Raw genomic sequence first — 12495 nt, 5'->3', positions numbered from 1 at the left:
AAGCCGGAGGCCGGGAAGACCGGCAGGCGCCGGGCGGACGGTGGAACCGTTCCGCCCGGCGCCGGGGAGATCCCGGAGGGGATCAGGAGTAGGAGATGTCGGAGGAGGAGTAGAGGCAGTTCACGCCGTCGGCGCCGCTGCCGATGTGACTCGGCTCCCCGCTGGTCACGCCCTTGTACTTGTCGCAGATCACGACCTTGCGGCTGGAGTCGTCGACGATGCGGATCGAGGAGAACCGGGCGGTGTCGCCGTAGTTGGTGTTGATGCCGGCGATCACCTTGCCCGGGGTCGTCGCCACCACGTTGGAGATGACCACGTTGCGCTGGTACTGCTTGGAGCAGTTGCCGCAGGACCGGTAGAGCTTGCCGAAGTTCTCGCCCTGCTGTTCATCAAGACCTTCGAGTACAACGGCGGCATGTGGAACCTGGCCCAGCGCTACATGGCCTCGCCCTCGGGCCCGGCGGCCAGGCGGTCGGCGCTGCTGTCCAGCGCGCTGTGGCTCGTCTGGCCGCTGGTGCTGTTCATCCCGATGTTCGCGGCCCCCCTCATCGTTCCGGGCCTGGCCGACCCCGAGGAGGCCTACGTACGGCTGGCCCAGACCCTGCTGCCGCAGGGCGTGATCGGCCTGGTGCTCGCCGGCTTCTTCTCGCACACCATGGCCATGGTCGCCTCCGACGCCAACGTGATCTCCTCCGTGATCACCAGGGACATCGCCCCGGCGATCGTCCGCAGGGTGCGCGACCTGTCGGCGCGGGCCGAGCTGACCTTCGCCCGGGTGACCACGTTCGTCTTCGTGCTGGTGAGCATGACGATCGCGATCGCGACCCAGGGCGAGGGCGTGGTGCTGAAGATCGTCGTGGACCTGGTCGCGGCCACGATGGGGCCGATCTCCATCCCGCTGATGCTGGGCATGCTCCCCTGGTTCAAGCGGAGCGGTCCCACCGCCGCGATCGTCTCCTGGGCGGCGGGCCTGGGCGTCTGGGCGTACGTCAAGTGGATCCTGGAGTCCAAGGACACCGCGATGGTGGTCGGGGTGCCGCTGGCCACGTCGCTGGTCCTCTACGTGGCGGTCGGGTTGCTGAGGCCGGAGAACCGGGCCGACCGCGACGCCCTGGTGGACTCCCTGGGCGACGACACCGAGCCGGCGCGGGCGGGAGGGCCCGTCGCCGCCCGGCGTCCTGCCCGGACGGCGGCGGGGCGTTCCCTCCCGCCCGCGCCTACCTGTCGGACTCCAGGACGCCGCCGTTGGCGACGTCGGACTTCTCGATCTCCGTGAAGACGATGCGCACCGCCTCCGGACGGACCTTGAGGACGTCCACGGCGGCCTGGGTCACCGCGCTGACGAACTCCCTGCGCTGGTCGAGGGTGCGGCCCGAGAGCAGTTCGACGGTGATGTTCGGCATGCTGAACCTCCGCTCCGTTTTGTTGCATTACATGAGAGCACATCCCATTACATGAAACAATATGGAAACGTGCGCACCTGCCCCGCCGGACCGGGCGGAGCGGCGAGCGACCGGTCGGCGTCGCCGTACGGAGCGGGAAGGGGGTCAGCGGGCCCGGAGCGGGTCGGGGGCGCCGAGGGCCTGCGAGACCTCCCGGGCGGCGCTCACCACCTCGGGGGCGAGCCGCTGGATCTCCTCGCGGCCGAGGTCCATCGCGAGGGCGGAGATGGAGATGCCGCCGAGCACCCGGCCCGTGTGGTCGAGGACCGGGGCGCCGACACACAGCACGCCCGGGAGGTTCTCCTCGTCGTCCAGGGCGTACCCGCGGGCCCGGACCACGGCGAGGTGGGCCAGCAGGTCCTCCTCGGTCACCAGGGTGTTGGGCGTCCGCCCCGGCAGCCCCGCGCGGGCGCAGATCTCCCGCACCTCCTCCTCCGGGAGCTGCGACAGCACGGCCTTGCCGATGGCGGTGCAGTGCAGGGGCAGGCTCATGCCGATCCGCGAGGGCATCTGGTACGGCCGGCGGCCCTCCAGCTTGTCGACGTAGACCGCCTCGTCCCCGCTGCGGACGGCGAAGTGCGCGGTGTAGCCGGTGCGCTCGTGCAGCGCCCGCAGCGCCCCGGACGCCTGCCGTGCCGGATCGAAGCGGTTCATGACCCGGCCCGCCAGGGTGAGGATCCGGGGGCCGGGCTCGTAGCCCCCGGAACCGTCGGACCGCGCGAAGCCCCACTCGACGAGCGACTGGAGGATACGGTGGACCGTCGACTTCGACACGCCCGTCGCCGCGGCGATGTCGGTCACGCGGTGGTGCTCGGCGATCGCCTCCAGCACCGCCAGCGCCTTGTCAATAGAACTGCCTTCCCTGACCACGCTGCGAGCCTACTGGTCAGCGCGCCAACCAGCCTCCGTCCACCGCCAGCAGATGGCCGTTGACGTAGTCGGACGCGGAGGAGGCGAGGAAGACCGCCGCGCCCACGAGATCCTCCGGCGTGCCCCAGCGGCCCGCCGGGATGCGCCCGGCGATCTCGGCCTCCCGCACCGGGTCCTCGCGCAGCCGCCGGGTGTTCTCCGTCGCGATGTAGCCGGGGGCGATCGCGTTGACCTGCACGCCGGAGGCGGCCCACTCGGCAGGCCAGCGCCCGGGTCAGCCCGGCGACGGCGTGCTTGGAGGCCGTGTGGCCGGGGACGTTGATCCCGCCCTGGAACGACAGCATCGAGGCGATCATGATGATCTTCCCCGAGCGCCGGGTGAGCATCCCCGCGCCGACCGCCCGGCTGAGCAGGAAGACCGCGTCGAGGTTGACGTCGAGCACGTCGCGGAAGTCGGCGTAGGAGTGCCCGGCCGCCGGGGCCCGGCGGATGATCCCGGCGTTGTTGACCAGCACGTCGACCGGGCCCAGCCGCTCGGCGGCCTCCGGGATCCGCCCCGGGTCGGACAGGTCGAGGATCCAGCGCGTCGCCCGCCGGCCGGTCCCGCGGACCTCGGCCTCGACCTCGTCCAGGTCGTCGTCGCGCCCGTGCAGCACCAGGTCGGCCCCGGCGGCCGCCAGGCCCACCGCGACCGCCCGGCCGATCCCGGTCCGGGCGCCGGTGACGAGCGCGGTCCTGCCCTCCAGCGAGAACATCAGCGCATCTCGCCGATCGCGACCTGCTCCATGTCGTCGTACGCCTGGTTCTCCCCGCCCATCGCCCAGACGAAGGAGTAGCTGTGCGTGCCGAAGCCGCAGTGCACCGACCAGGGCGGCGAGATCACCGCCTGGCGGTCGGCGACCACGAGGTTGCGGGTCTCGTCGGGACGCCCCATCAGGTGGATCACCCGCTGGTCGGCGGGCAGGTCGAAGTAGAAGTAGACCTCGGTCCTGCGCTCGTGGGTGTGGCAGGGCATGGTGTTCCACATGCTGCCGGGCGTGAGCACGGTCACGCCGAGCACGAACTGGCAGCTCCGGATGCCCTTGGCGTGGACGTACTTGTGGATCGTGCGCTCGTTGGAGCCCTCGGGGGAGCCCAGCCGTACGGGCTCGGCCTCCTCCAGGGTGGCCTTCACCGTGGGGAGGGTGGCGTGCGCGGGGGTGGAGACGAGGTAGAACGGGCCGCCCTCGAACGTCACCTCCCGCGCTCCCCCTGGACCAGGCGGACCTCCCCGGGCACGAAGAGCTGCTCCGCCAGGAAACGGCGGCGCAGCCACTCGGTGGTCGCGCCGGGGATCTGGTCGGGCGCCGTGGCGTGCCGTACCTCCATCGAACCTCCATGTTCCGTTCTGCGTTCGGCAAGCTGTTCTATTACATGGAATTAAAGCCTGGTACATAGAACATGTCGAGCGTACGGCACACCGCCTCGGCCAGGCCCCCGGCGATCCCGGAAAGCGCGGTGCCCGGCGGTCCCTGGAACGCGGTGCCCGGCCGGCCCGCCGGCTTGCCCCTGACGCGCGGGTCAGGGGTTAACGTCACGGCGCCGCACACCCCCCGGCTTCCCGCACCTTCCCATCCGACCGAGGGACATCACATGCCCACTCCACCGCGAATCTCCCGCGAGGTCCGGCTCGCCGCCCTGCCCGACGGCCTGCCGGGGCCCGAGCACTTCGAGGTCGCCGAGACCCCGCTGCCGGCTCCCGGAGACGGCCAGGCACTGGTCAGGAACCGTTTCTTCCACGTCTTCGCCGCGCTTCGCACCCTCATCGGCGGAGGCGTGAACGACGCGCCGTTCCCGCCGCTGCGCCCCGGCGACACCCTGTTCGGGGCGGCCGTCGGCGAGGTCGTCTCGGCCCCCGAGGGCAGCGGCCTGCACCCCGGCGACCTGGTCTCACACTGGCTCGGGTGGCGCGAGTACGCCGCCGTGGACGTGACCGGGTGCACCCCGCTGGACGGCTCCCTTCCCGACCCGGCCGCCCACCTGGCGCCGGGCCGATTGGCCTACACCGCGCTGACCAGGGACGCTGAGGTCCGGCCCGGCGACACGGTCTTCGTCTCGGGCGGCGGCGGCGCGGTCGGCTCGATGGCCGGGCAGATCGCCCGGCTGCTCGGCGCGGGCCGGGTGATCGGCAGCACCGGCTCGCCGGAGAAGGCCGGACGGCTGGTCTCCGAACTGGGCTACGACGCGGCCGTGGTCCGCGGCGCGGGCCCGATCGGCGAGCAGCTCGCGCGGGTCGCGCCCGGCGGCGTCGACGTCCTGCTGGACAACGTCGGCGGCGAGCAGCTCCGGGCCGCGGTGGCGGAGGCCCGGCCCGGGGCACGGTTCGTTCTGGTCGGCGCGCTGTCCGGCCAGCTGTCACCGCACGGTTCCGGCGCCGAGGCGCCGGTCGAGCTGGACTCCTACCGGCTCATCCTCAGGCAGGTCACGATCCGCGGCTTCGGCGGCGCCGACGGCCCCGAGGGACTCTCGCGGTGGAACGAGCGCTTCGGCGGCTGGCTACGCTCCGGCGATGTCGTCTTCCCGCACGTGCGGGTGCGCGGCATCGAGAACGCCCCGCGGGCGCTGCACGAGGTGTTCCACGGCCGGCACATCGGCACCGTTATCGTGGAACTCTAGATTCCGTTCCGTGGGTCTTCGCCGTGCCGGGATCAGCGGAACGGAACCCGGACCCGCCGGGGCGGGGCCGCGGAACGGAGAACCCGGGACCGGAGGGCTGATGAGGATCGGCGACGCGGCGGCCGCGGCGGGGACCACCCCGCGCGCGCTGCGGTTCTACGAGCAGCGCGGGCTGCTGCCCCCGCCGCCGCGCACGGCGGCCGGGCAGCGGGAGTACGGCCCCCGCGAGGTGGCCCGGATACGGATCGTCCGCGAGCTGCTGTCCCTCGGGCTGACCGTCGAGGACGTGCGGAGCCGCGCCGATCGCCTGCACCTCCTGGAGGGCGACGCTTCGCCGTACGACGCCCCCGGATGCGCCGAGGGCCGGGGGGTCGTCGGGCGCCGGCTCGCCGCGTTCGACGAGGAGATCGCCCGCCTGACCCGGCTGCGCGAGCGGCTCGCCGCCCGGACCGGCGTGCGGGACGTCCCGGCTCCGTAGCCGTACGACGGTCCGGCGCCGTATCCACCGACACCCCGGCTCCGTAGCCGCACGACCCTGGAAAGAGGGCTCCCGCCACACGGCGGAAGCCCTCTTTCGGAAGCCGGACCCGTCAGACCTCGATGATCACGGGGACGATCATCGGGCGGCGGCGGAAGGTGTCGCTCACCCACCGGCCGACGGTCCTGCGGACCACCCGGCGGATCTGCTGGGCGTCGGCGACCCCGTCGGCCGCGTTGCTCTCCAGCGCCCTCTCGATCTGCGGCAGGATCTCGTCGAACATGTCCGGGTCGATGCCGGAGCCCCTGGCGTGGATCTCCGGGCCGCCGGCCAGCTTGCCGGTGGCGGAGTCGACCACGATGACGATGGAGATGAAGCCCTCCTCGCCCAGGATCCGCCGGTCCTTCAGCGCGAAGTCGGTGACGTCGCCCACGGAGGTGCCGTCCACGTAGACGTACCCGGCGGAGACGGCGCCGGCGAGCCGGGCGCGGCCGTCGACGAGGTCCACCACGACGCCGTCCTCGGCGATCACGATGTGGTCGCGCGGCACCCCGGTCAGCGCGGCCAGCTCGGCGTGCGCCCGCATGTGCCGCCACTCGCCGTGCACCGGCATGAAGTTGGACGGCCGGGTCACGTTGAGCAGGTACAGCAGCTCGCCCGCGGCGGCGTGCCCGGAGACGTGCACCTTCGCGTTGCCCTTGTGCACCACGCGGGCGCCCCACCGGGTCAGGCCGTTGATCACCCGGTTGACGGCGGTCTCGTTGCCCGGCACCAGCGAGGACGCCATCAGCACGGTGTCGCCCTCGGCGATCCGGATCGGGTGGTCGCGGTTGGCCATGCGCGACAGCGCGGCCATCGGCTCGCCCTGGGAGCCGGTGCAGATCAGCACCAGGTCCTCCGGCGGGAGGGCCTCGACGTCCCTGGAGTCGATGATCAGCTCCGGCGGCACCTTCAGGTAGCCCAGGTCGCGCGCGATGCCCATGTTGCGGATCATCGAGCGGCCGACCAGCGCGACCTTGCGGCCGTGGTTGGCCGCGGCGTCCATCACCTGCTGGACCCGGTGCACGTGGGAGGCGAAGCTCGCCACGATCACGCGCTTCTGCGCGGTGCGGATCACCTCGTCGATGACCGGCGCGATCTCCCGCTCGCTGGTGACGAACCCCGGCACCTCGGCGTTGGTCGAGTCGGACATCAGCAGGTCCACGCCCTCGGCCCCGAGCCTGGCGAAGCCCCCCAGGTCGGTCAGGCGGCCGTCCATCGGCAGCTGGTCCATCCGGAAGTCACCGGTGTGCAGCACCAGCCCGGCCGACGTCCTGATCGCGACGGCGAGCGCGTCCGGGATCGAGTGGTTGACCGCGAAGAACTCGGTCTCGAACGGCCCGAACCGGTGCCGCTCTCCCTCGACGACCTCGACCTTGACCGGCTGGATGCGGTGCTCGGTGAGCTTGGCCTCCACCAGCGCCAGCGTCAGCTTCGATCCCACGATCGGGATGTCACGCCGCTCGCGCAGCAGGTACGGCACGGCGCCGATGTGGTCCTCGTGGCCGTGGGTCAGCACCAGCGCCTCGACGTCGTCCATCCGGTCGCGGATGTATTCGAAGTCGGGAAGGATCAGGTCGATGCCGGGCTGCTCGGGCTCGGGGAACAGCACCCCGCAGTCGACGATCAGCAGGCGCCCGTCGTGCTCGAAGACCGCCATGTTGCGGCCGATCTCCCCGAGGCCGCCCAGCGCGACGATGCGCAGCCCGCCCTCGGCCAGCGGCGGCGGCGTCCCGAGATCCGGGTGGGGGTGGCTCATCCGGTCACCCCTTCCCGGTGCGCCGCGAATCCCTCACCGGGCGCCGCGGACCTCGGCCGGACGGGGTACCCCCCACGTTCTCCATGTTCTCTGTGGCTCAAGCTTCCGTTCCTCCCCACTGCGGCCACTTCCGGCCGCCACGTTTCCTTTGTCATGCAACCCCGTCGGGCAGCTTCACGCCGCCCGCGACCAAGTCTTCTCGCAACCGTGCGACCTGCTGCTCCGTGGCCTCCGCCAGGGGCGGCCGCACGGATCCGGCCGGGCGGCCCAGCAGGGCCAGCGCCGCCTTCGCCATGATCGCCCCGCCGGCCTGCGTCATGATCCCGGAGACCACCGGGAGCAGCCTGCGGTGTACGGCGAGCGCGCCCGAGACGTCGCCCGCGCGGTACCGCTCCATCAGGTCGGCGATGTCCGCGCCCGCCACGTGCCCGATCACGCTGACGCAGCCCGCGGCGCCGACCGACAGCCACGGCAGGTTGAGCGCGTCGTCGCCCGAGTAGAACGCCAGGCCCGTCGCGGCCATCACCTGCGAGGCGGCGAACAGGTCGGCCTTGGCGTCCTTGACCGCGACGATCCGCTCGTGGGCGGCCAGCCGCAGGAGGGTCTCGGTCGCGATCGGCACGCCGGTGCGTCCCGGGATGTCGTACAGCATGACGGGCAGGCCGGTGGCGTCGGCGACGGCGGTGAAGTGGCGGTGGAGCCCCTCCTGCGGCGGCTTGCTGTAGTACGGGGTGACCACCAGCAGGCCGTGCGCCCCGGCTCGCTCCGCGGCCCTGGCCAGCTCGACGCTGTGGCGGGTGTCGTTGCTGCCCGCCCCGGCGACGACCACGGCGCGGTCGCCGACCGTCTCGACGACGGCGCGCAGGAGACGCTCCTTCTCCTCGTCGGATGTCGTGGGCGACTCGCCCGTCGTGCCGCTCACGACGAGACCGTCGTTGCGCTGCTCGTCCACCAGATAGGCAGCCAGGCGCCGAGCCCCCTCATAGTCGACCGAGCCGTCCTCGGCGAACGGCGTGACCATCGCGGTCAGCATGCGCCCGAAGGGCGCGTCGGAGGTTCTCGTCGGCGCTGTCATAGACCGAACGGTACCCGGACTCCCTCAAAACGGTTGACCCCGCCACCCCGTTCGTGCTTCTCACGAGGACGGGCCGGTGAGGACGGATCGCCTCGCGCGCCCCGCCACAGGCGACGGGCACGGACGCGGTGGACGCCGGAGCGGGCCGTTCCCGCTCCCGGGACGTCTTCCCCGTCGGCTCCCGAGCCACACCCCACAGTACTCGAAGCCTTCCCTGGGTGAGGGTCAGGCGAGACCGGAGCCGCCCGGTTTTCCTGCTTTTATGGCAAAAAAAGCTTCAACATCCGCAACGACGGATCATCGACCGGACGTCCTGCTCACCGGACGCATGGGAGACCGCCGATATGTGCTCGGGGGTACACACATCGGCGGTCTCTTCCGTTGAATCGGGGCCGCTTACCCGGGCGTTACACGGTCTCTGAGATATTTTCTGGCGCTTTCGGCGGAAGGCAAAGTTGGGGCTCCAAACAGGCGCGATCACCCTCCGTATCGTCACGGATACGACAGGATGAGGCGACGCCCGCCGACCCCTGGGATGGACATCGTGGCAACCTCCGATCCTGTCTACCTGCGCGTCGTCGCCGACATCCGCCGCCAGATCGTCGACGGCTCCCTGCTCCCCGGCGCACCCGTCCCCTCCCGCGCCCAGCTCACCCGCAAGTACGGCGTGGGCGAGACCGCGGCCCGGCACGCGCTGCGCGTGCTCGCCGCCGAGGGCCTGATCGTCGGCCGCGTCGGCTCCGGCCACTACGTGCGGGCCCAGCCGGTGCTGCTGCCCCTGCACCGCTGGCGCCTCCACGACCATCACGTCCCCTTCGGCGCCGACCCCGGCCCCGAGGACGTGCGCGTCACCTGCGACCGCCGGTCCGAGACGGCCACGGCCACCCCCGACATCGCCCTGCGCCTGCGCCTGGGCGGCTGCGCCACGGTGGCCCGCACCCACTACGTCTTCCGCGGCGACGGCAGGCCGATCCAGCTCGCCACCTCCTACGAGCCCACCGGGCTCGGCGAGCCCGGCCCCGGCGCCGGCCCTGATGAGCATCTCCGCGGGCCGGCCGCCCGCCTCGCCGCCCTCGGCATCAAGGTCACCGAGATCGTGGAGCAGGTCCGCACGCGCGTCCCCCAGCCCGCCGAGAGCGACGCGCTCGCCCTGCCCGCGGGCGTCCACGTCCTGCACGTGGAGCGCACCCACTGGGCCGGCGACCGCCCGGTCGAGACCAGCGACATCGTCATCCCGGGTGACCGCTTCCGCCTGATCTACACTCACGCGGTCCAGCAGTAGACCCGTTCCGCGAGCAGTGCGGGCCATGCGGGCCGCCGTGGAACGCCGTACGGCGAAGCCGGACTCCCGCCGCGGCGGGCCCGCGAGATCCCGCGGGCCCCCGTGGACCCCCGTGGTCCCGGGCAGGCCGGAATGTCGGCGGCCCCTGGTACAACCGACCTGGTTTCCCGAGCCGGAGGTGCCTCGCGTGCGCGTCAAGGACATGCCCCCCAGCGACCAGCCTCGCGAGCGGCTCCTGTCGAACGGCGCGACCGCGCTGGCCGACCGGGAGCTGCTCGCGCTGCTGATCGGCTCGGGGAGCCGGGGCACCAACGCGGTGGAGCTCGCCTCCCACCTGATCGCGCACTGCGGCGACCTTCGCGGACTGGCCCGCTCCGACGCCCACCGCCTGATGTCCGTCCCCGGCATCGGCCCCGCCAAGGCCGCCCGGGTGATCGCCGCCTTCCACCTGGTGCGCCAGGCGCAGTCGGAGCCGGAGCGGCGGCGGATCACCTGCTCGGGAGACCTCGCCTGGGTCGCCGCGCCGCTGCTGCGCGGCCTCGGCCGCGAGCGCGTGGTCGTCGTGGTCTGCGACGCCGGGGGCGCGGTGACCCGCCGGGCGGTCGTCAGCGAGGGCGGCGGGGACCACGTCCCGGTGTCCGTCCGCGAGATCGTCAGCACGGTCCTGACCTCGGGCGGCGTCTCCTTCGGCCTCGCCCACAACCACCCCGGCGGCTCCCTCGACCCCAGCCCCGACGATCTGGAGCTCACCGCGCGCCTGCACGAGGCGGCCGAGACCGTCGGTCTCCGTTTCCTGGACCATGTGATCGTCACCGACACCGCCTGGCGCCGGATCGGCCTGGGCGCCCCCTGACGACGTCTCCGAGGTGGTTCGAGGTGAGGGCGCCGTGCCACCCGGACGGCACGGCGCCCCGCCCCGGGCCTGTCCGCGGACCCCTCCCCCGCCGTGGCCGGCCAGGCGTCTCCTCACGACATTGTGAGGAGACGTCCGGCCGATCCTCGCCACGGCGGGAACCCGCGGAACAGGACCCGACCCGGCGAGTCGATGGAGCGTGGGAAGCGACTCGCCGGACGGCCGGGCCCCGGCGGGCGGCATGGGGTCGCCCGCCGGGGATCCTTGTGGTCCCGCATCGGCCCTCCACCGATGCGGGACCGCCTCCCGTCTCGAGCGCCATGGCCCCTCAAGAGACGGGTGGTCGGTATGCCCGGCGGCGGGAGACCCCTGCGCATCGCGCCGCCGGGCACGTTCATCGGCCGTCACCGCGCGGTGCCGGCCAGCAGGCGGCGCCAGAGCTCCTGCGTCCGGCTCGCGATCTCCCACGGTGACTCGTGGACGACCGTCACGCCGTTCCGCCGCTCCGTCCGCCGTACGAACATCAGCCCTCCCGCCTGACACAGCTCGTAGAACGTGGCCAGGCAGTCGCAGGTGTGCTCCTTCACCCGCACCCGCGAGGTCCTCGGCCGCTCGGGCCGCCAGTCGACCAGCCCGTGCCCCGAGCCGGGCGGGTCGGGGTGAGGGCTGTGGTGGACCTCCCCCCACCCTCCGGGCGCCTTTCCGGCCTTCCATCGACTGGTCACCCGGAAACAATACGTCTAGTTGTATCTCCTCGTCAAAGGCAGAGCGCTTCGCCTATCGAGGCGTACCGTTATGGCAGGGCTCGTGCCTGTTCGTCTACCTTTTCAATGTGCTCGACCATGATGGAGACACCCATCTCTACCTTCAGATCGCCGAGATCATCCGGGAGCGGATCGCCGAGGGAAGGCTCTCTCCGGGCCAGCCCGTCGCCAGCGAGGCCGCCATCAGGGATGAGTTCGGCGTCGCGAGAACGACCGCCAGGCGAGCGGTGCGCCTGTTGCGCGAGGAAGGGCTCGTCTACACCGTCCAAGGCGAGGGCACTTTCGTAGGGCCGCCCGGCGAGGGGACCCGGCAGCCGAGGAAGACGCCGATGTACCGGCAGATCGCGGAAGACGTGATCGAGCGCATCCGCAGCGGCGTCATACGGCCACGTCGCCCCATCCCCAGCGAGACGGCCCTGACTCAGGAGTACGACGTGGCACGGGAAACCGCCCGCAGGGCCGTCGCCCTCCTCCGCGAACAGGGGTGGATCTACACCGTGCCGCAGCGCGGGAGTTTCGCCTCCCCGCGGGAGAAATGGCCCGCCGAATGATCCGGCCCTTCCGAGGCCGCCCGCTCCCCCGTGCCCGGCCGCCAGCCTTCCACCACCCCACCGATCGTCCCAACCGGCCTGTAGGGACGTCCTCGCCCGTCTAGAGTTCGGTCGTGCTCGATCGAGACGGTCCCATACCGCTCTACAAGCAGATCGCCGAGGTGATCCGCGAGCGGATCCTGAACGGGGACATCATCGCCGGTGAAGCCGTACCCAGTGAGGCGGAACTGGAAGGCGAGTACGGCATCGCCCGTACGACCGCGCGGCGGGTCGCCCGGGAACTACGCGAGCAGGGGCTCGTCCACACGGTCCAGGGCGAGGGCACCTTCGCCGGTGAGCCGGACGCGCCGCGCGCGCCCCGTAGGACGCCCCGCTACCTGCGGATAGCCGAGGAAGTCGCCGAACGCATCCGGCGGGGCGACTTCCCGCCGAACCGTGCGATCCCCAGCGAGAAGGCGCTCATGGCGCAGTACGGCGTCGCCAAGGCCACCGTGCGGAACGCCGTGGCGCACCTACGTGAACAGGGTTGGGTCTTCACCGTCTCCCATCGCGGAACATACGTCACCCCGGAGGAGAGGCAGCCCGGCGCGGCGGCCCGGTGACGTCTCCCGGTCGACGTGGCACGGCATGGGGCGGAGATGGCGCATGATCGTTTTCCGGACCCGGCGGCGCACACCTGCCAGAGGAAGCCGGGGACGGCCGCACCACCGCGCACCCGGACCTCGCC

General features: G+C 72.1%; 16 protein-coding genes. 7 read left to right on the top strand and 9 right to left on the bottom strand.

Annotated elements, in window-relative coordinates:
• Window positions 1-82 precede the first annotated feature (82 nt).
• Window positions 83-433: a pectate lyase gene (locus tag ACQP10_RS09720; RefSeq protein WP_399499812.1), complete on the bottom strand. Its 351-nt coding sequence runs from the start codon at window positions 431-433 to the stop codon at window positions 83-85.
• On the opposite strand from ACQP10_RS09720, the gene ACQP10_RS09715 reads away from it, so the two are divergent.
• Complete coding sequence (locus ACQP10_RS09715) at window positions 416-1276, top strand: sodium:solute symporter family transporter (RefSeq protein WP_433541241.1); 861 nt, start codon at window positions 416-418, stop codon at window positions 1274-1276. The two genes, ACQP10_RS09720 and ACQP10_RS09715, sit on opposite strands and share 18 nt — an antisense overlap.
• Here the strand turns inward: ACQP10_RS09715 and ACQP10_RS09710 are convergent.
• The 5 genes from ACQP10_RS09710 to ACQP10_RS09690 all read right to left on the bottom strand — a co-directional run bounded on the left by ACQP10_RS09710 (window position 1218) and on the right by ACQP10_RS09690 (window position 3680).
• On the bottom strand, window positions 1218-1403 hold the full coding sequence (locus ACQP10_RS09710) for a tautomerase family protein (protein WP_179818861.1): 186 nt from the start codon (window positions 1401-1403) through the stop codon (window positions 1218-1220). The genes ACQP10_RS09715 and ACQP10_RS09710 overlap by 59 nt on opposite strands.
• 144 nt (window positions 1404-1547) lie before the next feature.
• Complete coding sequence (locus ACQP10_RS09705) at window positions 1548-2312, bottom strand: IclR family transcriptional regulator (protein ID WP_390002604.1); 765 nt, start codon at window positions 2310-2312, stop codon at window positions 1548-1550.
• A complete protein-coding gene (locus ACQP10_RS09700) occupies window positions 2240-3067 on the bottom strand; it encodes an SDR family NAD(P)-dependent oxidoreductase (protein WP_433541240.1) in 828 nt (275 codons plus the stop codon). The genes ACQP10_RS09705 and ACQP10_RS09700 overlap by 73 nt, the downstream gene beginning before the upstream one ends.
• Window positions 3067-3549, bottom strand: coding sequence for a 5-dehydro-4-deoxy-D-glucuronate isomerase (kduI, locus tag ACQP10_RS09695; protein ID WP_390002602.1), 483 nt, complete (start codon window positions 3547-3549; stop codon window positions 3067-3069). The genes ACQP10_RS09700 and kduI overlap by 1 nt, the downstream gene beginning before the upstream one ends.
• On the bottom strand, window positions 3546-3680 hold the full coding sequence (locus ACQP10_RS09690) for a hypothetical protein (protein ID WP_346020699.1): 135 nt from the start codon (window positions 3678-3680) through the stop codon (window positions 3546-3548). The genes kduI and ACQP10_RS09690 overlap by 4 nt, the downstream gene beginning before the upstream one ends.
• A 264-nt stretch (window positions 3681-3944) precedes the next feature.
• On the opposite strand from ACQP10_RS09690, the gene ACQP10_RS09685 reads away from it, so the two are divergent.
• Window positions 3945-4967: an MDR family NADP-dependent oxidoreductase gene (locus ACQP10_RS09685; RefSeq protein WP_346020700.1), complete on the top strand. Its 1023-nt coding sequence runs from the start codon at window positions 3945-3947 to the stop codon at window positions 4965-4967.
• 100 nt (window positions 4968-5067) lie between these two features.
• Window positions 5068-5445: a MerR family transcriptional regulator gene (locus ACQP10_RS09680; RefSeq protein WP_179818866.1), complete on the top strand. Its 378-nt coding sequence runs from the start codon at window positions 5068-5070 to the stop codon at window positions 5443-5445.
• Window positions 5446-5557: 112 nt separating this feature from the next.
• On the opposite strand, the gene ACQP10_RS09675 is transcribed toward ACQP10_RS09680, so the two are convergent.
• Together ACQP10_RS09675 and dapA are read right to left on the bottom strand one after the other, a co-directional pair.
• Window positions 5558-7243 carry a ribonuclease J gene (locus ACQP10_RS09675; protein ID WP_346020701.1) on the bottom strand — a complete coding sequence of 562 codons (1686 nt, stop codon included), beginning with the start codon at window positions 7241-7243 and terminating at the stop codon, window positions 5558-5560.
• Between the two features lie 151 nt (window positions 7244-7394).
• Complete coding sequence (dapA, locus tag ACQP10_RS09670; protein WP_179818868.1) at window positions 7395-8318, bottom strand: 4-hydroxy-tetrahydrodipicolinate synthase; 924 nt, start codon at window positions 8316-8318, stop codon at window positions 7395-7397.
• 544 nt (window positions 8319-8862) lie between these two features.
• Between dapA and ACQP10_RS09665 the strand changes: the two genes are divergently transcribed.
• Window positions 8863-9600, top strand: coding sequence for a GntR family transcriptional regulator (locus tag ACQP10_RS09665; protein WP_346020702.1), 738 nt, complete (start codon window positions 8863-8865; stop codon window positions 9598-9600).
• Between the two features lie 187 nt (window positions 9601-9787).
• Window positions 9788-10453 carry a JAB domain-containing protein gene (locus ACQP10_RS09660; RefSeq protein WP_433541239.1) on the top strand — a complete coding sequence of 222 codons (666 nt, stop codon included), beginning with the start codon at window positions 9788-9790 and terminating at the stop codon, window positions 10451-10453.
• A 404-nt stretch (window positions 10454-10857) separates the two neighbouring features.
• Here the strand turns inward: ACQP10_RS09660 and ACQP10_RS09655 are convergent, their stop codons facing one another.
• Window positions 10858-11178, bottom strand: coding sequence for a hypothetical protein (locus ACQP10_RS09655; RefSeq protein WP_399499746.1), 321 nt, complete (start codon window positions 11176-11178; stop codon window positions 10858-10860).
• A 107-nt stretch (window positions 11179-11285) separates the two neighbouring features.
• On the opposite strand from ACQP10_RS09655, the gene ACQP10_RS09650 reads away from it, so the two are divergent.
• Together ACQP10_RS09650 and ACQP10_RS09645 are read left to right on the top strand one after the other, a co-directional pair.
• The gene (locus ACQP10_RS09650) at window positions 11286-11768 is read left to right on the top strand and encodes a GntR family transcriptional regulator (protein ID WP_399499747.1); all 483 of its coding nucleotides are present in this window, start codon (window positions 11286-11288) and stop codon (window positions 11766-11768) included.
• Window positions 11769-11881: 113 nt separating this feature from the next.
• Window positions 11882-12370, top strand: a complete 489-nt coding sequence (locus tag ACQP10_RS09645) for a GntR family transcriptional regulator (RefSeq protein WP_390002590.1) — start codon at window positions 11882-11884, stop codon at window positions 12368-12370.
• Window positions 12371-12495 lie beyond the last annotated feature (125 nt).

The organism is Streptosporangium sandarakinum (assembly GCF_050942225.1).
GTDB lineage: Bacteria > Actinomycetota > Actinomycetes > Streptosporangiales > Streptosporangiaceae > Streptosporangium > Streptosporangium nondiastaticum.
The sequence above is the reverse complement of the archived record's forward strand: the minus strand, read 5'-3'. Positions and strand labels throughout refer to the sequence as shown.